26 protein-coding genes and 1 other RNA gene are annotated in these 23,035 nt (G+C 59.0%); 16 read left to right on the forward strand and 11 right to left on the reverse strand.

Annotation, left to right across the window (positions count from 1 at the left end):
- Nucleotides 1-12: 12 nt before the first annotated feature.
- From hisI to MARHY_RS15745, 6 genes are all read left to right on the forward strand, one after another.
- Nucleotides 13-429: a phosphoribosyl-AMP cyclohydrolase gene (hisI, locus tag MARHY_RS15720; RefSeq protein ID WP_014422688.1), complete on the forward strand. Its 417-nt coding sequence runs from the start codon at nt 13-15 to the stop codon at nt 427-429.
- A gap of 12 nt (nt 430-441) precedes the next feature.
- Nucleotides 442-771 carry a phosphoribosyl-ATP diphosphatase gene (locus MARHY_RS15725; protein WP_014422689.1) on the forward strand — a complete coding sequence of 110 codons (330 nt, stop codon included), beginning with the start codon at nt 442-444 and terminating at the stop codon, nt 769-771.
- A gap of 86 nt (nt 772-857) precedes the next feature.
- Entirely contained in the window at nt 858-1,085 is a 228-nt protein-coding gene (gene tatA / locus MARHY_RS15730; protein WP_014422690.1) for a Sec-independent protein translocase subunit TatA, read from the forward strand.
- Between the two features lie 11 nt (nt 1,086-1,096).
- Entirely contained in the window at nt 1,097-1,552 is a 456-nt protein-coding gene (tatB, locus tag MARHY_RS15735) for a Sec-independent protein translocase protein TatB (protein WP_014422691.1), read from the forward strand.
- Nucleotides 1,549-2,331 (forward strand): twin-arginine translocase subunit TatC, encoded by a 783-nt coding sequence (tatC, locus tag MARHY_RS15740; RefSeq protein ID WP_014422692.1) that lies wholly within the window; start codon nt 1,549-1,551, stop codon nt 2,329-2,331. The genes tatB and tatC overlap by 4 nt, the downstream gene beginning before the upstream one ends.
- On the forward strand, nt 2,331-3,050 hold the full coding sequence (locus MARHY_RS15745; protein ID WP_014422693.1) for a 16S rRNA (uracil(1498)-N(3))-methyltransferase: 720 nt from the start codon (nt 2,331-2,333) through the stop codon (nt 3,048-3,050). The genes tatC and MARHY_RS15745 overlap by 1 nt, the downstream gene beginning before the upstream one ends.
- Before the next feature lie 21 nt (nt 3,051-3,071).
- Here the strand turns inward: MARHY_RS15745 and MARHY_RS15750 are convergent, their stop codons facing one another.
- From MARHY_RS15750 to MARHY_RS15770, 5 genes are all read right to left on the reverse strand, one after another.
- A complete protein-coding gene (locus MARHY_RS15750; protein ID WP_014422694.1) occupies nt 3,072-3,986 on the reverse strand; it encodes a DUF808 domain-containing protein in 915 nt (304 codons plus the stop codon).
- 92 nt (nt 3,987-4,078) lie between these two features.
- Complete coding sequence (locus MARHY_RS15755) at nt 4,079-5,305, reverse strand: UbiH/UbiF/VisC/COQ6 family ubiquinone biosynthesis hydroxylase (RefSeq protein WP_014422695.1); 1,227 nt, start codon at nt 5,303-5,305, stop codon at nt 4,079-4,081.
- Entirely contained in the window at nt 5,295-6,581 is a 1,287-nt protein-coding gene (gene ubiH, locus MARHY_RS15760; protein WP_014422696.1) for a 2-octaprenyl-6-methoxyphenyl hydroxylase, read from the reverse strand. Before ubiH ends, MARHY_RS15755 begins: the two co-directional genes overlap by 11 nt.
- Nucleotides 6,582-6,585: 4 nt before the next feature.
- Entirely contained in the window at nt 6,586-7,905 is a 1,320-nt protein-coding gene (gene pepP / locus MARHY_RS15765; protein WP_014422697.1) for a Xaa-Pro aminopeptidase, read from the reverse strand.
- Between the two features lie 12 nt (nt 7,906-7,917).
- Complete coding sequence (locus MARHY_RS15770) at nt 7,918-8,514, reverse strand: UPF0149 family protein (RefSeq protein WP_011786840.1); 597 nt, start codon at nt 8,512-8,514, stop codon at nt 7,918-7,920.
- Nucleotides 8,515-8,698: 184 nt separating this feature from the next.
- Here MARHY_RS15770 and MARHY_RS15775 point away from each other — a divergent pair, with 184 nt between their 5' ends.
- Entirely contained in the window at nt 8,699-9,280 is a 582-nt protein-coding gene (locus tag MARHY_RS15775; RefSeq protein ID WP_014422698.1) for a ZrgA family zinc uptake protein, read from the forward strand.
- 4 nt (nt 9,281-9,284) lie between these two features.
- On the opposite strand, the gene MARHY_RS15780 is transcribed toward MARHY_RS15775, so the two are convergent.
- Nucleotides 9,285-9,800 carry a DUF3299 domain-containing protein gene (locus tag MARHY_RS15780; RefSeq protein WP_014422699.1) on the reverse strand — a complete coding sequence of 172 codons (516 nt, stop codon included), beginning with the start codon at nt 9,798-9,800 and terminating at the stop codon, nt 9,285-9,287.
- Between the two features lie 69 nt (nt 9,801-9,869).
- Here MARHY_RS15780 and MARHY_RS15785 point away from each other — a divergent pair, with 69 nt between their 5' ends.
- The 5 genes from MARHY_RS15785 (at nt 9,870) to ssrS (ending at nt 12,720) form a co-directional block, all read left to right on the forward strand.
- Nucleotides 9,870-10,583 carry an ABC transporter ATP-binding protein gene (locus MARHY_RS15785; protein ID WP_014422700.1) on the forward strand — a complete coding sequence of 238 codons (714 nt, stop codon included), beginning with the start codon at nt 9,870-9,872 and terminating at the stop codon, nt 10,581-10,583.
- Nucleotides 10,580-11,857 carry an ABC transporter permease gene (locus MARHY_RS15790; protein ID WP_014422701.1) on the forward strand — a complete coding sequence of 426 codons (1,278 nt, stop codon included), beginning with the start codon at nt 10,580-10,582 and terminating at the stop codon, nt 11,855-11,857. The genes MARHY_RS15785 and MARHY_RS15790 overlap by 4 nt, the downstream gene beginning before the upstream one ends.
- Before the next feature lie 118 nt (nt 11,858-11,975).
- The gene (locus MARHY_RS15795) at nt 11,976-12,182 is read left to right on the forward strand and encodes a TIGR02449 family protein (protein ID WP_011786845.1); all 207 of its coding nucleotides are present in this window, start codon (nt 11,976-11,978) and stop codon (nt 12,180-12,182) included.
- Nucleotides 12,182-12,478, forward strand: a complete 297-nt coding sequence (locus MARHY_RS15800) for a cell division protein ZapA (RefSeq protein ID WP_011786846.1) — start codon at nt 12,182-12,184, stop codon at nt 12,476-12,478. Before MARHY_RS15795 ends, MARHY_RS15800 begins: the two co-directional genes overlap by 1 nt.
- A 61-nt stretch (nt 12,479-12,539) precedes the next feature.
- Nucleotides 12,540-12,720, forward strand: a non-coding RNA gene (ssrS, locus tag MARHY_RS18650) — 6S RNA.
- 7 nt (nt 12,721-12,727) lie between these two features.
- Here the strand turns inward: ssrS and MARHY_RS15805 are convergent.
- Entirely contained in the window at nt 12,728-14,512 is a 1,785-nt protein-coding gene (locus tag MARHY_RS15805; protein ID WP_081496578.1) for a tetratricopeptide repeat protein, read from the reverse strand.
- Nucleotides 14,513-14,630: 118 nt separating this feature from the next.
- Between MARHY_RS15805 and MARHY_RS15810 the strand changes: the two genes are divergently transcribed.
- On the forward strand, nt 14,631-15,266 hold the full coding sequence (locus MARHY_RS15810; RefSeq protein WP_014422703.1) for a 5-formyltetrahydrofolate cyclo-ligase: 636 nt from the start codon (nt 14,631-14,633) through the stop codon (nt 15,264-15,266).
- On the opposite strand, the gene MARHY_RS18870 is transcribed toward MARHY_RS15810, so the two are convergent.
- Both MARHY_RS18870 and ilvA read right to left on the reverse strand, forming a co-directional pair.
- On the reverse strand, nt 15,248-15,412 hold the full coding sequence (locus MARHY_RS18870; RefSeq protein ID WP_022993092.1) for a hypothetical protein: 165 nt from the start codon (nt 15,410-15,412) through the stop codon (nt 15,248-15,250). The genes MARHY_RS15810 and MARHY_RS18870 overlap by 19 nt on opposite strands.
- Before the next feature lie 150 nt (nt 15,413-15,562).
- Nucleotides 15,563-17,098: a threonine ammonia-lyase, biosynthetic gene (ilvA, locus tag MARHY_RS15815; RefSeq protein WP_014422705.1), complete on the reverse strand. Its 1,536-nt coding sequence runs from the start codon at nt 17,096-17,098 to the stop codon at nt 15,563-15,565.
- A 134-nt stretch (nt 17,099-17,232) separates the two neighbouring features.
- Between ilvA and rpiA the strand changes: the two genes are divergently transcribed.
- The 3 genes from rpiA (at nt 17,233) to ppa (ending at nt 19,821) form a co-directional block, all read left to right on the forward strand.
- Nucleotides 17,233-17,910: a ribose-5-phosphate isomerase RpiA gene (gene rpiA / locus MARHY_RS15820; protein WP_011786849.1), complete on the forward strand. Its 678-nt coding sequence runs from the start codon at nt 17,233-17,235 to the stop codon at nt 17,908-17,910.
- A gap of 146 nt (nt 17,911-18,056) precedes the next feature.
- Nucleotides 18,057-19,196: an acyl-CoA dehydrogenase family protein gene (locus tag MARHY_RS15825; RefSeq protein ID WP_014422706.1), complete on the forward strand. Its 1,140-nt coding sequence runs from the start codon at nt 18,057-18,059 to the stop codon at nt 19,194-19,196.
- Nucleotides 19,197-19,293: 97 nt separating this feature from the next.
- The gene (gene ppa / locus MARHY_RS15830; RefSeq protein WP_014422707.1) at nt 19,294-19,821 is read left to right on the forward strand and encodes an inorganic diphosphatase; all 528 of its coding nucleotides are present in this window, start codon (nt 19,294-19,296) and stop codon (nt 19,819-19,821) included.
- An 87-nt stretch (nt 19,822-19,908) separates the two neighbouring features.
- On the opposite strand, the gene MARHY_RS15835 is transcribed toward ppa, so the two are convergent.
- Nucleotides 19,909-20,961 (reverse strand): DUF2333 family protein, encoded by a 1,053-nt coding sequence (locus MARHY_RS15835; protein WP_014422709.1) that lies wholly within the window; start codon nt 20,959-20,961, stop codon nt 19,909-19,911.
- Between the two features lie 22 nt (nt 20,962-20,983).
- Entirely contained in the window at nt 20,984-22,975 is a 1,992-nt protein-coding gene (locus MARHY_RS15840) for a bifunctional diguanylate cyclase/phosphodiesterase (RefSeq protein ID WP_081496579.1), read from the reverse strand.
- Between the last annotated feature and the right edge of the window lie 60 nt (nt 22,976-23,035).

Consider the following 23,035-nt stretch of genomic DNA (forward strand, 5'->3'; position numbering starts at 1 on the left):
GGATTCATAAAAATGCAAGATTCTCCCGCTAACGTCGTACAGCCTGACTGGCTCGACGAGATCCAATGGACAGAAGACGGTCTGGTGCCGGCCATTGCTCAGGACGCCAATAATGGCGATGTCCTGATGATGGCCTGGATGAACCGGGAATCTCTCCGGCTCACGGTTGAGGAAGGTCAGGCGGTTTACTGGTCCCGTTCCCGTGGCAAACTCTGGCGCAAGGGCGAGAGCTCCGGGCACCAGCAGGTGCTCCGGGATATCAGGCTCGATTGCGATGCCGATGTGGTGCTGCTGAAAGTGGAACAAAAAGGCGGCATTGCCTGCCATACTGGCCGGCGAAGCTGTTTTTACCGAACCCTGAAAGATGGTCAGTGGGTGAGCGCCGATCCGGTTCTCAAAGACCCGAATACCATCTACGGCAGCAACTGAGGAGCAGACACCGTGAGTGATGTACTGGAACGCCTGGCACAGGTACTGGAAGCCCGCAAAGACGCGGATCCCGACACATCCTACGTCGCCAGCCTGCATGCCAAGGGGCTGAACAAGATTCTGGAGAAGGTGGGCGAAGAGTGCACCGAGACGCTGCTCGCTGCCAAGGATGCAGAGCATTCCGGCGAAACCCGGGACCTGGTGTACGAGACGGCCGACCTCTGGTTTCACAGCCTGGTGATGCTGTCACGGTTAGGCCTGGGCCCGAAGGATGTTCTGGAGGAACTGGCCAGCCGCTTCGACCTGTCAGGCCTGGAAGAAAAAGCCTCCCGGAATCCGTAAAGGAGTACCCCCAAGGGGTATTTCCGCAAGGGGTAGCGGTTGGCGTACAATGTCATGCAACAGCAACATTTGAACGAGGAACCCTCATGGGTATCAGCATCTGGCAACTTCTTATCGTACTTGGCATCGTCATCCTGTTATTCGGAACCAAGAAACTCCGGAACATCGGCAGCGATCTCGGCGGCGCCATCCGTGGATTCAAGAAATCCATGAACGACGAGGAAGAGAAGAACGCCGAACAGCAACCGCTGGAAAAACAGAACGCCGAGCAACAAGCCCAGGCGGAAGACAAGCCCAAAGAAAAGCAAGGCTGAGCACCCCCTGAATGTTCGACATCGGCTTTCTAGAGCTGCTGATCTGCGGCGTGATTGCATTGCTCGTGCTCGGCCCGGAGCGTTTGCCGACGGCGGCGCGGGCGGCTGGCCGCTGGATCGGTGGCGCCCGGCGCATGGTCAGCCAGTTCACCAGTGAACTGGACCGGCAGTTGAAGGCCGAAGAACTCCGGGAGGAGCTGCGCAAGGCGGGTGATGTGGGCCTGGACGATGTGGAGAAGACCGTGCGCGGCGCCCTGGATGAGGCGAAAAAGTACGAGCACATGATCCTGCCGGACGATCAGACCCGCAAGCCCAGGCCGGCGCCGGCAACCCGGCGGGTCACGCCCCCCTCTCCGGAGGCGGACGACCAGCCCGAACCTCCGCATGAACCCGTCAGGGACGAGGCGGCGGCCAGCGATCAACCCAGTGAATCCTCACCGACCAGCCCTTCGGACAAGCATTCATGAGTGCCACCCAAAACGGCCAGCAGACGTCGTCTGAACAGCAGGAAATGCCCCTGATCGAGCATTTGCTCGAGCTGCGCAACCGACTACTGAAAATGGTGCTGGCGGTGATTATCTGTTTCGCCGTCATCTATCCGTTTGCCAACGAACTCTATCTTCTGCTGTCCCAGCCGTTGCGCGAACTTTTGCCGGTCGGCCAGACCATGATCGCCACCGACATCACCTCGCCTTTCTTTGCGCCCCTGAAGCTGGCACTGGTTCTGGCGGTATTTGTCGCCATTCCGATCATTCTCTACCAGCTCTGGAGTTTTGTGGCGCCCGGGCTCTATGCCCATGAAAAGCGCCTGGCCTTCCCGCTGTTGTTTACTTCCGTGCTGTTGTTCTACGCTGGCGCGGCTTTCGCCTATTTCGTGGTCTTTCCGCTGGTGTTTGGTTTCTTTACCGCCATCGGCCCGGAGGGCATTGTCGAACTGCCTGACATCAGCAGTTATCTGAACTTCGTGCTCAAGATGTTCTTTGCCTTCGGCATTGCGTTTGAAATCCCCATTGCGACGGTACTGCTGATTCTGACCGGCGCCACCACGCCGCAAGACCTGGCCGCCAAGCGCCCCTATGTGGTCGTGGCCTGTTTCATCATCGGCATGCTGCTGACCCCACCAGATATCATCTCCCAGACGCTCCTGGCCGTGCCCATGTGGATTCTGTTCGAGTTCGGCATCATATTTGGTCGCCTCGCCTACCGGGAACGGGCAGAGGCCGACGGAGAAGAGCCCGAAGCCTGATGAATCTGGCCCTGCTGTTTGAGGAAGACTTCGTCGCCCCGGACCGGGTGCGTCTCCGCGGCCGTCGGCTGGAGCACCTGAAAACGGTGCTCAAAGCCGGCACCGGCCATCGCATACCGGCTGGCCGGGTAAACGGCCTGATGGGCCATGCTGAAGTGCTGTCAATGACAGAGACCGAGGCCGAATTGCTGGTAACCCTGGATCAGCAGCCCCCTGCTCCCTTACCGCTCACGCTGATACTGGCTATGCCCCGGCCCAAGATGTTCCGGCGGGTACTGCAGACCTGCGCCTCTCTGGGTGTGAAGGATCTCTGGCTGATTAACAGCTACAAGGTGGAAAAGAGTTTCTGGCAAACGCCCTGGCTCACCGAGGATCATCTGAGAGAGAACCTGGCCCTCGGCCTTGAACAGGCCAAAGACACGTTGATGCCTCAGGTCCATATCCGCAAGCTGTTCAAACCCTTTGTGGAGGATGAACTACCGACACTGCTAGGTGGCAAACAGGCACTGGTGGCGCATCCGGGCATGGCGGCCCCCTGCCCCACCCACCTCAATGAGCCGGCTGCCCTGTGCATTGGTCCGGAAGGGGGCTTTACCGATTACGAAGTCGGCAAGCTGGAGGAGGCCGGCTGCCGGAGCGTGCATCTGGGCCCGAGAATTCTTCGGGTGGAAACCGCTGTGCCAGTGCTGATCAGCCGGCTGTTTGACGCCTGCCTGTGAACGGGCCGGCCCCGCCACGGATTACGCCGCCCGGCGCTCCCAAAGCTTCGCAACGGGCGTAATAACAAGAACCAGAATAGCACCGGCCAGCAGGCCAAACAGGCCATCCCCGACCGTGGTGACCAGCACTTCCGGCACTGAAGAAATCATTCCGGCCACATGGTGAATGGCCCCGTACACCGCCGGTATACCATGGGTCAGAATACCTCCGCCCACCAGGAACATTGCAATGGTGCCCAGTACCGACAGGGTTTTCATCATCCAGGGCGCCAGCCACAGAATGCCCTGCCCCAGCTTCTGAGCGAAGGCACTGGCTTTCTGGCTCAGGTAAAGGCCGGCGTCGTCCAGCTTCACAATACCCGCCACCAGCCCATACACACCGACGGTCACCATCAACGCCACGACGGTCAGCACCGCAAACTGCATTCCGAAGCTCTTGTCGGCCACGGTTCCTAACGTGATGGCGATGATTTCGGCGGAGAGAATAAAGTCGGTCCTGACAGCGCCCTTGATCTTGTCTTTCTCAACCGCTTTAAGGTTCACCTCCGGCTTTTTCAGAGCCTCCCGCAGCTCTTGCCGGTGCTTTTCTTCCTGCTCTTTGTGCAGGAACCTGTGAACCAGCTTCTCGGCCCCCTCAAAGCACAGGAAAGCACCACCGAGCATCAACAGCGGGGTAATGAGCCAGGGTACAAAAAAGCTGATGGCCAGTGCCGCCGGCACCAGAATGGCCTTGTTGATAAACGAACCCTTGGCGACCGCCCACACCACCGGGATTTCCCGGGCAGGTCGAACACCGGTGACCTGCTGCGCATTCAACGCCAGGTCATCGCCCAGCACACCGGCGGTTTTCTTGGTAGCAGCTTTGGTCATCACCGCCACGTCATCCAGTACGGCAGCAATGTCATCAAGTAATACGAGCAGGCTGGAGCCGGCCATAGACAGTTCCTTTGCAAATTGAACACGAAGGCGAGGAGTTTACGAAAACAGGCCGCCGGAAAACAGTTCCGGCGACTCAGAATGGACAACCGTTAGCGTTTTATACCCATAGCCTCGGCGGCAATGCGGTTCTTCAGCGGCGCCAGGTTGTCCAGCCAGCGCATACCGGTATTGCGCAACCACCGGATAGCCAGCTCATCCCGGGCAAACAACTGCTTGAAGCCCTCCATGGCCGCCATCATCGCCAGGTTCTCGCCTTTACGGCGGCGCTGATAACGAGCCAACACGGTCTGGTCTGCCGGCGAAAGTGCCAGTTCTTTGGCCCGCCCCAGCTCGCCCATGAGGGCCGACACATCGCCATAGCCAAGGTTTGCACCCTGGCCGGCGAGCGGGTGAATGGTGTGGGCAGCATCGCCCACCAGTGCCAGGCCGTCGGCAACATACTCCTTGGCATGACGCTGACGCAGCGGAAACGCAAAGCGGCGCGAAACGGATTCGATAACCCCGAGCTGCTGCTCAATCGCCCGCTCCAGCTCCAACCGGAATTGCTCGGTCTCCAACGCCATCAGGCGGCGGGCTTCGGCCGTATCCTGTGACCAGACGATAGAGCAATAGTGCTCGTCTCCAGACTCCGTCAACAACGGCAAAAACGCCAGCGGCCCGGTGGGCGAAAAACGCTGCCACGCAGTGTACTGGTGCGGCTGCCGGGTACGGACGGTGCACACAATCGCTTGCTGATCGTAATCCCATTCCCGGGTAGCCAGTCCCGACCACTGGCGCAGCCGCGACTGGGCACCATCGGCCCCGACCACCAGTTTGGCGGACAGCGTTCGGCCATCGTCCAACTGGATGCCGGCTCCAGCACTCCAGCCCTGCACACGCACACCATCCATCACCGTAACGTTACTGTCCGCCAGCTCGGTAAACAAAGCGCGGACAATCGACCGGTTCTCAACAATGGTACCCAGGGTATCAGCATGGAGTTCAGCCGCATCGAAGTGAATGCGACCGGTACCGTCGGCATCCCAGACCGTCATGCCACGATAGCCGCAATGCCTGCCGGCCTGGACATGGCGCCAGGCCCGGAGACGATCCAGCAGCTGCTCACTGGCCAGGGAGATGGCGCTGACCCGGGGTTCGAAGTCATCGGTATGGCTGGCGGTCTCTCCCGGGGCCAACAGATCCTGAACCCGGGCTCCTTCCACCAGTCCGGTATTCCAGCCTTGCCGAGACAACCCCAGAGCCAGGGCCGAGCCGACCATTCCGCCACCAACCACCAGAATGTCAAAACACGCCGCACCCACCGACTTACCTGTCATGTTTTTCCGCCTCGAAAGATGACACTCCGGAACCTACCAGCGGCTTGCGCCCACCCGTGCCCATGGCTTTGCGGGCGAACCAGCGTTTGGCCCCCGGCAACAGATCCAGCCCCACCAGCCCTGCATCCCGGGCGGCGGCAACGGGCGCCAGCGGCTGCCCAAATATCCGGATCAGGGAATCGGAGAACTGCACCGTCTGCTGCCAGTCCTGCCGATGCAGTTGTTGGTAACGCCCCAGTACCGAAAGTTCACCAATAGAAATCCCTTCATCAACCGCCCGACGAAACTGTTCCACCAGGGTCATCAATCCCCTGAGTGCCAGGTTAAAGCCCTGGCCAGCCACCGGGTGCAGGGCATGAGCGGCATTACCAACCAGCACAACCCCCGGGCGGGCGGGTTCATCTACCGTAGTCAGGTTCAGGGGATAATGATGGCACTGGCCAATGTGGCTAAAACGCCCAAGACGCCAACCGAACCGTTCCTGCAGTTTCTGACATTTCTGTTCATCCGACAGTGACAGGATCTCGGCCAGAGCCTCGTCTTCCAGGGTCCAGACCAGGGCCGATTGATGCCCCGGCCGCTTCGGGGAACCATGGGGCAGCAAAGCCATGGGACCGGCCTCAGTAAAACGTTCATAAGCCGTAAACTGGTGGCTGTCGCTGGTGGAGACATTGGCTATCAGCGCGTTCTGACCATAGGCTTCGGTGCGGGTTACAAAGCCCAGCTTCTCCCGCAGCCCGGAACGCCCGCCATCGGCGATCACCAGACAACGCGCGGTCAGTTCCTTCTGTGCACCATCCTTTCGGATGGCCACCCGGACACCGCCAGCCACGGGCTTCATGCCTTCCACCTGAGCCGGCGCCTGCCAACTTACCCTGGTGTCCAGCAAAGCCCGCATCAGACACAGGCCCATCCAGCGGTTGTCTGCCACATAACCCAGGGCATCCTGACCGTGTTCGTTGGCATGCAGACGGGTAGCGCCAAAACGACCCCGGTCAGAGACATGAATGTGGCGGATCGGGGTGGCGTGCTCAGACAACTGCCGCCACAGCCCCAACTGATCAAAGATCAGGCGGGAGCCCCAGGCCAGTGCCGTCGACCGGCTGTCATAGCTGGGCTGGTAATCCTCCGGCAACGCCTCTGGTGACAGCGGAAACGCCTCAACTACCGTTACCTTCAGTTCCGGCACCAGGCGCGCCAGGGCCAGGGCCAGAGTGGCACCGGCCAGGCCGCCACCGGCAATGATCAGGTCAGTATCCACGCGCTCGGTATTCACTGAATCAGTCCGCCATCAGAGCTTCAATATCGGCAATGGTCTTCGGCACGCCCTCGGTCAGGTTTCGGCAACCCTCTTTGGTGACCACCACATCGTCTTCAATACGGATGCCAATACCCCGCCAGCGAGGCTCTACGTCGGTATTGTCGGGCGCAATATACAGCCCTGGCTCAACGGTCAACGCCATCCCCGGTTCCAGTACCCGCCAGGCATCGCCCACCTTGTAATCGCCAACATCATGGACATCCAGCCCCAGCCAGTGGCCAGTGCGGTGCATAAAGAAAGGTTTGTAGGATTCGTTGGCCAGAGCATCGTCCAGCGTGCCTGCGAGCAGGCCCAGATCGATCAGGCCCTGGGTCAGCACCCTCAGAGCCGCTTCATGGGGCTGGTTCCAGTGATTGTCCGGCTTCACCGCATCGATCGCCGCGTACTGGGCCGCCAACACCACTTCGTAAAGCGCCTTCTGTTCCGGGCTGAACTTGCCACTGACCGGGAAGGTGCGGGTGATGTCCGAGGCGTAGCATTCCAGCTCACAACCCGCGTCTATCAGTACCAGGTCGCCGTCTTTCAGCGGTGCCGCATTTTCGATGTAGTGCAGGATGCAGCCGTTGGCACCACCACCTACGATGGAGGGATAAGCGGTAGAGCGCGCACTATGCTCCATAAAGGTATGAATCAGTTCAGCTTCAAGATTGTACTCATACCCGCCCTGACGAGCCCGCTTCATGGCCCGGCAGTGGGCCTCGGCACTGATCTGGCCGGCCTTTGCCATCACCTTGATTTCGGCAGCACTCTTGTACAGCCGCATATCATGCAGCAGGTGCTCCAGCGCCACCAGCTCCCCAGGGGGGTGCGCTCCGGAACGAACCTTGCTGCGAATCACCTTGAGCCAGTCCATCACCCGGTTATCGAATGCCGGATCCTTGCCCAGCGGATAGTAGACCCGGCTTCGGCCTTCAATCATGCCGGGCAGAATATCGTCGATATCCGCAATGGGGAAAGCATCGTCGAAGCCGTAACGTTCGATGGCGCCCTCAGGGCCCACCAGAAAACCATCCCAGAGCTCTTTCTCCGGATTCCGCTCCTTGCAGAACAGAACCGCTTCACCATGCTCGCGGCCTGGAATCAGGGCCAACACCGCTTCGGGCTCGCCGAAGCCGGTCAGATACTGGAAATCGCTGTCCTGGCGAAACGGGTGTAACACATCGCGGTTACGCACCCGCTCCGGCGCCGCAGGCAGAATGGCGATGCTGTCCGGGGCCATCCGGTCCATCAACTTGCGACGGCGCTCGGCAAACTCTTTCACGGGAATGGTCACAGCCATGATAGCTCCTGATCAGTGCAGGGTGGGCGAATCGCCTGCCGGCTTCTCCGGCTCATTGAACTCGGTGAACACCGCCAGCGCGCCAAGGCGCACGTACTCGGTAATTTCAAGCAGTTGCTGTTCACTTTCGTCGTCGGATTCTTCGTCCTCCGACAGCTGGCTGATGGCCACCATATCCTCGATCAGCTCCCGGATCTCATCCGGAGCCTGGCCAAGGGAAGCGCCGGCCGCCAGCGCCATGCCTTCCAGAAATCCTCGAACCCAGGCCACCAGGGCTTCCAGTCGTTGTTCGATGGCATAGTCGTCATCTGGCAACAACGGCTGAAAACTCATGTCGGTGGACTGCAATTGCTTGAGCGTTTTACCGTAGGCGCTGTTCATAAAGGGGGCGAGGTCATCCGACTCTTCAGCCGCTTCATCAGCCAGCCCCATGTGTTCGCAAACCATAGCCAGCCACTCGGGCTCGTCAATACGGGAGCCTGCCGCCAGCCGGCCACAGAGCACGCCATGCAGCTCAGAGGGGTGGCTGAACGCCTTGTGCGCGGTAAACACGTTGGCCCAGCGTTCAAATTCAGCCGCACGGGCGGCGGAGGTATCGGTTTCGGACATGAAGCTGCCGTTTCCTTAAATCGGTGGTGTACGTTCAGATACGCGCCGGGGCGGTGCCCCGACGAATACCGTATCCTAGCATTCTGGGGAAATCCTGGCACGAATACCCGGGCAGGCGGGGTTGCTTTTATCTTCACGTCAGACAAAAATGTTATAACATATCAGATATGGACAGGATGACCCGATGCGCAGATACGTTATGCCTCTCATGACCGTGGCACTGGCAAGCGCCGTACTGGCTCCGCTGCCCGCGGGCGCGGCCAACAACCCCAGCGCCCATCAACATGGCCACGCGGAGCTCCAGGTAGCCATAGACACCAACACCGCCGATGTCTTCCTTCGCTCACCCGCATACAATCTGCTTGGCTTCGAGCACGAGCCACGCACAGAGCAACAGCATCGGCAACTGGCGGATCTGGAGCAGTGGCTGATGTCGACCCCTCTGATTAACACTGAGGATGGCAACTGCAACGTGGAAGATGCCAGCTTTCACAGCTCGTGGCCCGAGGCGACCCGCCATCACAGTGACCATGCGCACGAACACCATGACCACGATCACGATCACGGGCAAGCAAACGACCACAGCGATATCGAGATTACCCAATCACTGACCTGTGACGGACTTGCCGATCACCAGACACTGACCACACCGATGGCGAAGCACTTTCCGGCACTGGAACACCTGGATGTTCAGTGGATCGGCCCTGAAGGCCAAGGCGCCACAAGACTGGAAGCCGGCGACCAGCAATTCCGGGTTGGCCGCTGAACCGTTACTCGGTGTAAGGTTCTACCGACTGCGCCACCATGGAATAGGAGGAAGTGCCGAGATCATTCTCGGTTCGCTCAATCACCAGTTCCCCCTCGATCCAGACCGGGTCGTATAGAGCCTCCAGGGTAAACCCTTCATGGTATTTTACGTGGATGATCTGGTTTGGGGGTGGTGGCGGCACATGGATGCAGGCGCCGTAGTAGGGCACCAGGAAGAACTCGAGAATGCGCATATCGTCCGTGGTTTTCAGAGGTACCACAAAGCCCGGAATCCGGCCCTCGACGTTGCCCATTTCCGGAACCACCCGCCCGGTCATGATTTCGTCCGGCAACAGGGGCGGGCCATCGCCCTCATGTTCGATTTCCGGCATAGTCTCGAGCAGCGCCAGATCTTCCGCAGGCATTAACTCAAGCCAGTCGATCTCCCGGGGCTCGGCACGGACCGCCAGGGAAACCAATAACAACAAGCCCAGTCCAAGACAGGCAAGCAGCTTGCGGGACAGAACATCAGTGAACATCAACACGGGTTCTCCAAAAAACCAGATCAGCAACCGGCGCCATCATACAACGGCGAGCACGATACGGATATGAACAGCGAGACACGACAACCGCCGGACAGTTCCCGCCCGGACACTCTGGCCATCCGAACCCGGAATCTGCACTTCCGATGGCAAAACCAGGCTCGAGAACTGGCCTTCCCCGATATTCAGCTGACACGGGGTGAACACCTGTTCCTGCACGGCCCCAGTGGTACGGGTAAAAGTACGCTGTTGGGACTACTCGCAGGCATGCACACGCCCAGCCGTGGCAGCCTTCAGCTGCTGAATCAGGAACTGACCACCATGAAGGCCGGCGCCCGGGATCGACTTCGCGCCGATCATATGGGCGTCATCTTCCAGCAGTTCAACCTGGTGCCCTATCTGAGCGCTGTGACCAATGCACTTTTGCCTTGCCGGCTATCAAATCTGCGCCATTCGCGTGCGATACCCTCCGCCACCGAAGCTGCCCAACACCTGCTGACACAACTGGGCATTCCGCAAAGCCACTGGCACCAGGGAGTGACCCGGCTATCGATCGGCCAGCAGCAGAGGGTGGCTGCCGCCCGCGCGCTGATCGGCGCTCCCGAGATCATTCTTGCAGATGAGCCCACGTCTGCTCTGGATAGCGACAATCGGGACCGCTTTCTTGAACTACTGCTAACTCTGGCCGAGCGCAGTAACAGCTCGGTTGTATTTGTCAGCCACGATCAGTCACTGGCCAGGCACTTTCATCATCGCATGGCCCTGGAGGTGGCGCCATGAACAAGCTCAAGCTCACCATCTTCCTCTCCGCCGCCAGTCTGTGGTACCGGCGCCGTGTACTGGCTCTCGTTTGCCTGACCCTGACGCTGAGCGTAACCCTGCTGCTTGGCATCCAGTACCTGCGCACAGAAATCCGACAATCATTCACCAGTACCATCAGCGGCACCGACCTTATCGTAGGGGCCCGCAGTGGCCAGCTGAATCTGCTGCTTTACACGGTGTTCCACATCGGTGATGCCACCAACAACATTCGCTGGTCCACCTATCAGTCCATGACTGAGGACAGCCGCATCGACTGGCTGATCCCTATTTCCCTGGGCGACAGCTACCGCGGCTTTCGGGTTGTCAGCACCAACGAGCAGTTCCTGGCCCGCTTCCGCTATGGCAACGACCAACCGCTGACCCTGGCGAGCGGAGACTGGTTTTCTGATCTGTTTGACGTGGTGATCGGCGCCGGCGTGGCACGGCAGCTTGACCATAAACTGAACGACGACCTGGTCCTTTCCCATGGCGGTGGCCGCACCAGCTTCTCGAATCACAAGGACCTGCCATTCCGGGTATCCGGCATTCTCGCGCCAACCGGCACGCCCGTCGACCAGGCGGTTTACATCAGCCTTGAAGCCATGGAAGCCATGCATGTGGGCTGGGAATCCGGCGTGGCCATCCCGGGCCGGACCCTGTCGGCCGACCAGGCCCGTAACCGGGATTACACACCGAACACCATCACCGCCGTGTTCATTGGCCTGGACCGCCCGATCCTCACCTTCCAGGTTCAACGGGAGCTGAACCAGGCCCGCGAGGAACCTCTGTCGGCCATCCTGCCGGGTGTGGCCCTGAGCGAGCTCTGGCGGATGATGGGGCAATTTGAAAAAGCCCTGCTGGGCATCAGCGGCTTTGTCGTGATCACCAGCCTGGTGGGACTGATTGCGGTTTTGCTCACCCTGCAAGCCCAGCGGCAACGGGAGATTGCCGTTTTGCGAGCGACCGGAGCTTCACCGGGGCTGATTGCCGGCCTGTACAGCCTGGAGTGCGTCGGGCTTGCCCTGGCCAGTTGCCTGTTCGCCCTGCTGCTCGGCGCTGCCGCCATCGCCGGCCTCAGCCCCTGGCTACTGGAACACTACGGACTGCAAATCCGGCTTCGGCCGCTGGCCCGGGAGGAGTGGCTGTTACTGGTGGCAGTGCCGCTCTCTGCGTTGGCAGTGTCCGCCCTGCCCGCACTGAACACCTGGCGAGCAGGCCGACAACAGGGGTTCGGGGCACAGGATTCCAGCTGATCTGACGCAAAAGGTGACAGGCCTCACGGCGGGCACGCCATGACAATGCGGTAAATTGACCGGTCTGGCGCGCGCACTTATAGTAACTCTCATCAAAATCACCGATGTTGGGCAGGTCATGGAACAGTCCGAAGTACAGGCATTAGCGGACAAGCTGGACAAGCTGATCGAGCGCTGCGACAAGCTGGAGAAAGACAACGCCCTGCTAAGGGAGCTGCAGGACGACTGGAACCGGGAACGGGCCCAGCTAATGCACAAAAACGATCTTGCCAAAAACAAGATTGAAGCCATGATCGGCCGTCTTCGGGCACTGGAGCACCACTGATGTCACAGACCCCAACCACCGTGGAAGTCAGGATTCTCGACAAGGAATACCTGGTGGCCTGTCCGCAGGAAGAGCAGGAAGCCCTGCTACGTGCGGCCCGGCATCTGGACACCAAAATGCGTGAAATCCGCTCCAGCGGCAAGGTATTCGGTACCGAGCGCATTGCCGTGATGGCCGCCCTGAACATCACCCATGAACTGCTGGAGCGCGACACCATGTCGGACGCCACCAGCAGCATCCTGCGTGCCATGGATAACCGGCTTGATGAAGCGCTGGGAGAGCCTTCGGGCAACTGATCCGGAAAGAATCCGGAAACGGGGTTGCAATCCTCCCCGGCCCTGCCCGTATAATGGAACCAACTTCCTGGGCTGTTCGCTGGTCGGGTACGTCCTCGAGCCGATGCGCATTACCCAGGTGGCTACTTCAGGGCATTGTGAGCATGTCCCCCAAGGGGGAAAGCCTAATATGTCACAGCGGCCACCGACCTTGAACTTCTGGGTTCAAGGGCTACATCCGATAACGGCAGCCCGGGAAGCTTTTCACCGTTACTCCGATTGCGACTTCCTGAATCTCAAGTGCAGCAAAGCGTCCTGAACCTCCTGGTTACCGAACCGCTCATCGAACAACAATCCAGACCACACTGATTCGTCCGACTTGGCCTGATTCTTTCGTTGCTGGTACAGCGAATCCCAGCGTTCCAGGTACTGATAGGCCAGCTCATCGTCCGCGGCCACCCGCTCACCCCGGTAGTACATCAGCCCGAGGTACGCCAGAGCGGCCATGTTCTCCTCCTCCGCCGCCATCTCCAGAAGCTTTCGAATTTCTTCTGTATGAACCTCGGCCTGACCGGCGTAATACATTGCCTGTCGATAGCGCGCATTGGAGACAGCTTGACGCAGGTTTTCCGGCACATCGGCAACCGGCATAAGCACAAACCGCTCGCGAGCTTTCGCAGCGCTCTCATCCCGGCCGTCCTGCCACAACTCTCGCGCCAAAAGCAGTTGTGCGGGCAGGTGGCCCTTATCAGCGGCGCGCCTCAACCAACCTACAGCATCCACCAGACTGGGGGGAATACTGGCCAGCCCCTGACTGTAGATCGCACCAAGTTTGTAGGCCGCCTCCGCATCCCGGTAAGCCATGCCTTCTAACAGTTCCAAGGCTCGGCGATGCTGTTCTTCGGCCATACCCGGCAGGCTCGAGAGATAGATATCGGCCAGCAAGTGCTTGGCCCGATCGTCTTCCCGTTCTATCTGTTCGAGACGCGCAACGGCCAGACCCACCTGCATCGAGCGCCCCTCTGCGGGATTCAGATACAGGTGAGCCAACCAGAGATTCGCCTCTTTCTCGCCCCGGTCGGCCGCACGCTCCAGTTGATCCAGCGCCTCAAGATAATCAGCCTCGGAACGCTGCTGTCCGCGAGCCAGTGCCACACCTCGGGCCAGCAGTGCGTTCGGGTAGTTCTGATCGGCCGACCGTTGCAGCCATTGCTCTGCTTCGGCAGGGTTAAACCAAGGTGAATCTGACGCTCCGTATATTTGGGCCATCATGTACTGAGCGCGGGCGCTGCCTTTATCTCCGGCATACCGGTACCACGCTACCCGGCGTTGCGCACTGGGATCCACCAGGGCCGGATACAATGTAGCCAGGTAGCGCATGGTGCCTGCATCGGTGTCCGGACGACTTGCGCGCCATACCTCGTCTGCACTCTGGAGAATAAACTCGCCTTCCTCATCCAGACAGGCCCAGGCAGGTACCCTGTCCCGGGTGTCGGGGCCGCAGTATTCAGCCAGAGCCCGGTGATGAAACAGATTCGAAGCATTATCTACCTCACCGATTTCGGGGATCAGTGCCACCGCCTGTTTGCGATCCTGCTCGACCAGCTCCCCGGACCAATAGATCATCGCGAGATCAATCAAGGCTCGCGGATAGTCCGCCGCACGGAGAAGCACTAACGACCTGGACACATCACGGTTCTCTGCCTGCCCTCGCCGATAGATCTCGGCCAACAAATGCCGCGCTTCGCGCTCGTAGACCGAAAACGGTTTCTGAAGCTCTCGCTCCAGCAACTCGGCAGCTGCCCGCTCATCCGCTGGCCCACCCAGGCCAAGATACGTCAAGCGAGCCAGTTCATAGCGCGCCCGACTGCTTTCATAACTCTCGGTCTCACCGTCAAGGTAACTCTGGAGATGGTGGCGGGCACCGGAATATTCAGCAGAAGCCAACGCACGAACACCCACCCGGTAAACCTCGGGGGATCCGGTCGCGCAACCAGACAAAGCAACAATCAAAACCGCAGGAAGCAACAGGCGAGCGTATCGGGGGAAATCCATGGCAGAATACAGCCTCTGAAAAAACAACGGACTGCAGACTAGCAGAATTTTAACGGGGCGTTATTGATGTGATACAACATAGGCCGAATTCACGACGCAGCAGCAGGTAATCGCCATCTTGAATCCGCATCATCAAGCAAGGACGTTTGACGCCGGCAATGATCGGGCCTCACGCCGCCAGCTCCGCCAAACTCTTCGCCAGAAACGGAGAAGCCTGTCGTTTGAAGAACAGCGGCAAGCTTCCGAACGTCTCGCCCTTAACCTGCTGAGGCACCCCGACCTGCACCGGGCACGCCACATTGGCATCTACCTGGCCAACGACGGCGAAATTGACCCGTCCCTGTATATTGATCTGGCTCGCAAAAAAGGCATCCGGTTCTACCTGCCCATTCTGCACCCGATCTACACGGGCAAGCTGGTTTTCAGCCCCTATTTTGATGGAGTGCAACTGACGGCAAACCGCTTCGGCATTCCAGAACCCCCGTTCCCGCGCTCAAGACGCAAGCCGGCCTGGGCACTGGATGCAGTGCTGTTTCCATTGGTAGGGTTTGACGAAACCGGAGGGCGACTGGGTATGGGCGGCGGCTTCTACGACCGAACCTTCGCGTTCAGCCGAATCAGGCCCTGCATGGCACCAAAGCTGGTTGGCCTGGCCCACGATTTTCAGCGCGTGGAACAGTTGCCAATTGAGCCCTGGGATGTGCCTTTACACGGTGTGGTAACGGATAAGCGTTGTTACCGTTTCAGACCCTGATTGGCAGACAGAACATAGCCTACTGCAGATGCTTCGCGGTCGGCACGCTTGTCCTCAGATGCCTGAATGGACGTAAAACCCGTAATCACAAGGCCGACAGCAAAGATGAGCACAATGGCACGAATGATGTCAGGCTTGCTCCCCATTTCTTGGATTCCCGTTATTCTTTCATTCAATTGGCAGGAAAATCAGACAACTATTACTGATTCGCAGAATTAGACGAAAGACTAACACGTAACTTGATTTTTACAATTTTTGACAGATTACCGTTATGTAAGAGTTGTAGCGTTCCACCCTCAGGTGGAACGCCCGTTGCCTGCTCCCAAAAACAGCCGATAGGCCTCGTTGTCAGTCATGTTTTCATAACGAAAACCGACCTTGTCGAGCATGCCCTCAAAGTCCGCCACCTCATTGTCCTCAACCTGCGCGCCCAATAGCACCCGGCTGTAGGCCGCACCATGATTGCGGTAGTGGAACATGGAAATATTCCAGCGCGTTCCCAGCGACATCAGGAACTTCAGCAAAGCTCCCGGGCGCTCGGGAAATTCAAACTGGAACACCTTTTCATTGGTAATCGTCGGTGCATGGCCCCCGACCATATGGCGAATATGCTGCTTGGCCAGGTCGCTGTCGGTAAGGTCGACCACCGAGTACCCGCTTTCCCGAAGATCCTGCACCAGTTCTTCCCGGCCATGTCCGCCAGCGGCAATCTGGATTCCCACGAAAATGGTGGCGTTCTGAGCATCCGCATAGCGGTAATTAAACTCGGTGATGCTGCGCTTGTGCAGCGCATTGATGAACGTTTTGAACGCGCCCGGCTTCTCCGGGATCGTTACCGCCAGAATCGCCTCGCGCTTCTCTCCCACTTCGGTGCGCTCGGACACATAGCGCAGTCGGTCGAAGTTCATGTTGGCACCACTGAGGGTGGCAATCAGGTTTTCATCCTCGATCTTTTCCCTCGCGATGTACTTCTTGATACCCGCTACACCCAGAGCACCTGCCGGTTCGGCAATGGAGCGAGTATCTTCAAACACATCCTTGATGGCCGCACAGATCTCATCCGTGGACACTGTGATCACTTCATCTACGTGATCCTTGCAGATTTCCCAGGGATACTCACCGATCTGTTTGACCGCCACGCCATCGGCGAAGATGCCCACCTCATCCAGCACCACACGCTCACCGGCCTTCATGGCCGCCTGCAGACAGTTGGAGTCTTCCGGCTCCACACCAATCACTTTGATTTCCGGGCGCAGATACTTGATATAGGCCGCCATGCCGGCAATCAGCCCGCCGCCACCGACACAGATGAAGATGGCATGAATCGGCTTGCTGAACTGCCACATGATTTCCATGGCTACAGTGCCCTGACCGGCGATCACATCCGGGTCGTCGTAGGGAGGGATGTAGGTGTAGCCGTGTTTCTGGATCAGCTCCTGTGCGTGGGCTGCCGCCTCATCAAAAGCATCGCCCTTGAGAACCACTCTGGCGCCGTGGTCACGAACTGAGCGTACCTTGATCTCCGGCGTCGTCTGAGGCATCACAATAACGGCTTTGATGCCCAGCTTCTTTGCGGCCAGAGCCACGCCCTGGGCATGATTGCCGGCAGAAGCGCAGATAACCCCCTTGGCCTTTTGTTCTTCCGACAACTGAGCAATCCGGTTGTAGGCGCCGCGAATCTTGAAGGAAAACACCGGCTGAAGGTCTTCACGCTTGAGCATAATATTGTTGCCAAAGCGCTTGGAAAGACTACGGGCTTCAGTCAGGGGTGTTTCGATGGCCACGTCGTAGACGCGCGCATCGAGTATCTTCTTGATATAGCGTTGCGGCATGATGGTTCCGGTTGCTGGTGAGTGATCAGGAAAAACCCACAGTGTAGAAAGTTTGCACGCTTGCCGTCTATAAGCAGAGTTGCTGCAGGCGTATAATAGCGCCCAAATTCAACGCAAACCTCCGGGAGCCCCCCATGACCCAGGACGAACTGAAACAAGCCGTTGCCAAAGCTGCAGTGGATCACATCGCCCCTCACCTGGAACCGAGCAGCATTGTCGGGGTGGGCACCGGCAGCACCGCCAACTTTTTCATCGACTACCTGGCGGAATACCGCAACGACTTCGACGGCGCCGTCGCAAGCTCCGAGGCAACCGCCGAACGACTGAAAAAGCACGGCATCCCGGTATACGACCTCAACGCCGTTAACGAAATCGAGTTTTACGTCGACGGTGCCGACGAAACCAACGAGAGCCTGGAACTGATCAAGGGCGGTGGCGGTGCCCTGACCCGGGAAAAGATTGTGGCCGCCGTCGCCAAGACCTTTATCTGCATCGCCGATGAGTCCAAGCAAGTCGGCATCCTGGGCGAATTCCCGCTGCCCGTGGAAGTTATCCCCATGGCCCGCAGCCATGTCGGCCGCGAGATCGTAAAACTCGGGGGCGATCCGGTTTACCGGGATGGTTTTGTCACCGACAACGGCAACATCATCATCGACATCCACAACATGGATATCTCCCGCCCGCTGGTGGTGGAAGAAAAGCTCAATAACATTGTCGGCGTGGTCACCAACGGACTGTTCGCCCGCCGCCCGGCCGACCTGCTGCTACTCGGCACACGTGACGGGGTGAAAAGCATTGCCCGCGGTGCATAAACCCCTGTAAGGCACTCCGCCTGACAAGCTGGCCATTCGGGCCAGCTTTTTTATTGCCGGAACAAACCCAAACCAAGCGCTTGCTTGGTGGCCGGGATTGCGCGACACTCACCTCATCGCAAAACAAGAACACAGGGAGCCAATCCGTGTCTGACTACTTCAACGAAACCCATGAACAGGTGCGCCAAACCGCCCGGAAATTCATCGAGACCCACGTGCGGCCCCATATTGACGACTGGGAAGAAGCCGGTGAATTCCCCCGTGAAATCTATAAACTCGCCGGCGACGCCGGACTCCTGGGCATCGGCTTCCCTGAAACTCTGGGCGGCATCGGTGAAGGCGATATCTTTATGAAAGTCGCAGTTTCCGAGGAACTGATGCGATCCACCTCTGGCGGCTTCGTGGCCAGTATCGGCTCCCTGGATATCGGCCTGCCGCCGGTGGCCAAGTGGGCAAAACAAGACATTCGCGAACAGATCGTGCCGCCCGTCCTACGCGGCGACAAAATCGCCGCCCTGGCCGTGACCGAACCCGGTGGCGGCTCCGACGTCGCCAACCTGAAAACCCGTGCCGTAAAAGACGGCGACCACTACATCGTCAACGGGAGCAAAACCTTCATCACCAGCGGCATCCGCGCCGACCATTACACCGTCGCCGTGCGCACCGGGGGCGAAGGCCACGGCGGCATCAGCCTGTTGCTGATCGACAAAGGCACACCAGGCTTCACCACCGGCAACAAACTCCGGAAAATGGGCTGGTGGGCCAGCGACACCGCCGAGCTCTTCTTCGAGGACTGCCGGGTACCGGCCGACCGCCTGATCGGCGCCGAAAACGCCGGCTTTATCGCCATCATGAGCAACTTCCTGGCTGAACGCCTGAGCCTGTCCGTCATGGCCTACATGACCGCCCAGATCGCCTACGAAGCCGCTCTGGATTACACCAGACAACGCCAGGCCTTCGGCCGCCCCGTTGCCGGCTTTCAGGTCACCCGCCACAAACTCGTTGACATGGCCACCCAGATCGACATCGCCCGGGAATACACCTACCGCTGTGCCGCACTGATGCAGGCCGGGAAAAACCCCATTAAACAGGTGGCTATGGCCAAGAACTTCGCCGTGGACGTGTGCGAAAAAGTCACCCGCGAGGCGGTACAGCTGTTTGGTGGTATGGGCTATATGCGGGAGTCGGTGGTGGAGCGGCTGTACCGGGATGCCAAGATTCTGTCCATTGGCGGCGGCACCACGGAAATCATGAAGGAGCTGATTGCCAAACAGATCAGGCTGTGACCAAGGTTTAGTTTCGAATGGCAAGAGACTTCCGTATAATTGCGCCCACTTTTTAAACGCAGTTAAACGAACCCTAACGTACCAGGAAGGATCGCACATGCAATTCGACAACATCCCCGCTGGCAAGAACCCGCCAGAAGACATCTACGTTGCCATCGAAATCCCGGCCAACAGCTCTCCGGTCAAGTACGAACTGGACAAGGACATGGGCGCCCTGCTGGTTGACCGTTTCATGGCCACTCCGATGTTCTACCCGGCCAACTACGGCTTCATCCCCCACACCCTGGCCGACGACGGCGACCCACTGGACGTCCTGGTGGTCACCCCGTACCCGGTGCAGGCTGGCTCGGTTATTCGTTGCCGCCCGGTAGGCGTACTGAACATGGAAGACGAAGCCGGTGGTGATGCCAAACTGGTGGCCGTGCCCCACGACAAGCTGACCCAGACCTACCACAACGTTCGTGAAATCGAAGACCTGCCGGAACTGCTGCGTGATCAGATCCGTCACTTCTTCGAGAACTACAAGACTCTGGAGCCCGGCAAGTGGGTGAAAGTGCAGGGCTGGGACAACGCTGCAGCCGCCAAGAAAGCTATCGAAGACGCCATCAACGCCTACAAGGGCTGATCACGCTTCGAACATAAAAAAGCCGGGCAAGTCTAACGACTGCCCGGCTTTTTTGTGCCTGAGCCAAAGCTCAGACAACGGCGCTTATCAGCCCCGCGACAACAGGTCCCGCATATCACTGATCGCAGCATTCGCCCGTGACAGATAAGCCGCCATGGTCAACGAATGGTTGGCCAGCACACCGAAACCACTGCCATTGAGAATCACCGGACTCCACATGGAAGCCTGGGTGCCCTCCAGTTCGATAATGATCTGCTTTACGCTCGCCATGGCGTTCTTGTCCTGCAACACCTTCCGGAAGTCCACTTCCACCGCCCGGAAAATATGCAGCAACGCCCAGGCACTGCCTCGCGCCTCGTAAAAGACATCATCAATTTTGGTCCACGAGGTTTTGACATCCTCGCCACCGGTCTCTTCCGCCAGAGGATCATCCGGATTCAGATTGGCCACGGCATCCGACACCGACGCCTTGCCCACGCTTTCGCTGAGCGTGCGGGACAGGCTACCCAACCGGGTTTCCAGATCCGCCAGCCAGTTGTTCAGGTTATCCGCCCGGGCAAAAAACTGGGCGTCCGCCTGGGCCGGATCGGACAGGCGATTCAGATAGCGCTTGAGCGCATTGATACCACGCCGGTACTCGTTCTCGGTCGATGGAATGGCCCAGCTTTCACTGTCAAAGTGGAACTGGGGCTCGGCAATGGTCAGATCCGGGTCTTCCGCTGACTGGCTCTGGGAACGACTGATATCCTTACGCATCGCCCGGGAAAGATCCCGCAACTGGACCAGCACGCCATATTCCCAGTTCGGCATATTGTCCATCCACAGACCGGGAGGCGCGATGTCGTTGGAAATATAACCGCCGGGCTTATCCAGCAGGGTCTCGGCAATGCGGATCATGGTGGCGGTGGTGGCAAAACCGGTCACCGGCTCCCTATCCATGGTGCTTGCCAGCGTACGGGTGTGATCACGTACAGAAAAGGTATCTGGCTCACTGCTCCAGTAGATACCCAGAACCATCGTAATCAGCAGGTAGACCACCAGCAAGGCAACCACCAACTTGCCAATAACACCGCTACCGCCGGTGTAATCCTGCACATCGTCTTTCTTGTCCCTGAAGTACTGTCTGATCTTGCCAGGCATAAGACTCCTGATCTCCTGTTGATTACGTGTCTGCGGCAAATGGTCTGCCAAGATGGTAGCCCATGGCGCCGTCAATACCCAGTCTACAGAGTACCGAGTATTCCGCCGCAGTTTCTACTCCCGTAGCGTACACCTTCACCCCCCGACTGTGGGCAATACCCACAACCGACTCCAGCCAGAACCGGTTTTCATCATGACGGTCCAGGTTGTGGATGAAGCTGTGATCAATCCGAACGGCCCTGAACGGCAGCCGCTTGAGATAACTGAATGGCACGCCGCCCACGCCGAACCGGTCAACCAGCACCGGTACACCAAGCCGCGACAACTCTCTTACCAGAGAGCTGACGGCTTTGCGGTGATGCTGAATGGTCACTTCGGCAATACCGACCCACAAGCGCCCGGCTGTGCGCCCCGCCCGGGTAACCATGGTCAGCAGATCGTCACGGAAGCTATCAGACGCGATCGAATTACTACCCAGTGATACCGCCAGCCGTCGCTCCGGGTGGCGTTCAAGACACTCCAGCGCCCGGGTAAGCAGCATACGGTCGATATCACTCACCAGCCCCAATCGCTCGGCCATGGGCACAAACAAACCAGCTTTCAGCGGCCCTTCTGCAGACTCAATACGGGAGAACACCTGATAATGGACCAGTGTCTGCTCCTCACCATGCACCATGGGCTGGAGCCAGAGAGACAGCTTATCTTCCCGAATCGCCTGGGTAATGATCGTGCGCCAGGTCTCCATATTGTGATGGCTCTCAACACCGGAATCGGGTAGCAGCAGGCTGCAGGAGTCCCCCCTTTGCTGGGCTGCCCTGAGAGCTTCATCGGCGGCGGCCAACAAGACCCTGATGCCATCACCGGGTCTGGCCACCGCCAGGCCAGCATGAACATGAGCGTCCATCGGGGCGGAGAGGTCCGAGTAGATTCCATCCAGCTCCCGCACCAGCTGCTCGGCCCAGATTCGCACGTCCGCTGCGGAGGCACCGGGCACAAACACCGCAAATTCTGCACCGGTTCTGCGCCCGGCAAAGGATTCGGCATGTCGGGCGACAAACGCCCGGATGCCACCGGCCACCTGGCGCAACAACCGGTCCCCCTCGTCCCGGCCATAGGCCAGGTTATAATCTGCAAAATAGGCCAGCTGCAGCATGATCAGAACGCCAGGCGCCGACTTCTCTTCCGATTCCACTTCCACCTTCATGCGTTGGTCAAACGCGCTGCGGCTCGCCAGCCCCGTCACCGGATCTTCATTGTTCACGCGCCGCAAGTGCTGGATAAGCTTGCCCTGCCCCTCGAATAACTGACCCAGGTCATCCGCCATCTGGTTCATAGCCTCTGTCACCCGGTTCAGCTCCCGGGTGGAGCGAATACTCACTCGCTTCCGGAAATCCCGCTGGCCAAGCGCCCGGGCCTGGGCCTCGACCTCTTTCAAGGGCCTCAAAGTCCTCCGGAGTAACAGAAACAGCCCCAGCAAGCCACCAGTGGCGATCACCAGGGCGGATAGCAGCAGCCCCAGGGAAATATGCCAGAGGTCGTCGTAGGCCCGCCCGGGATGACTCACCACCCGCACCTTGCCCAACCGGCTCCAGCCCCTGACTACCTCCGCTTCCGCCACCGGCAAGGGCAATGCCGCCAGGGAAACAAACCACTCTGGCGCGCGGTTAGCCTGCAGCGGCATGCGCCGACCGGCAATCATCTCACCATCGTGCCCCAGATATTCGACAGCCAGGTAACGACCACTGTCGAATACCGCATCAATCAGTGACGCCGAGGCCACCGGATCAGAACCGTCAATGGCATTGGACAGTGAAAGCCCGGTTGCGGTGGCACCATCGCGGGCATGAGCGGACAGTTGATCGGCAACATAGCCCCGGAAATAGCCATAGCTGGTCACGAACGCAACCACCAGCGTGAGCGTCAGCAGAGTGCCGGCGAATAGCAACAGCAAGGTCTGCAAGGTAATTTCCCCTCGCTGCCTGCGGTTATAAAAGTTGTCGAGCATCCCTGCCATCACATCGGGGCTCCATCAGAGAAACAAGTATCAGGTTAGCTGTGACCCGGGCCGCAGAGT

It is taken from the genome of Marinobacter nauticus ATCC 49840, assembly GCF_000284615.1.
Taxonomy (GTDB): domain Bacteria; phylum Pseudomonadota; class Gammaproteobacteria; order Pseudomonadales; family Oleiphilaceae; genus Marinobacter; species Marinobacter nauticus.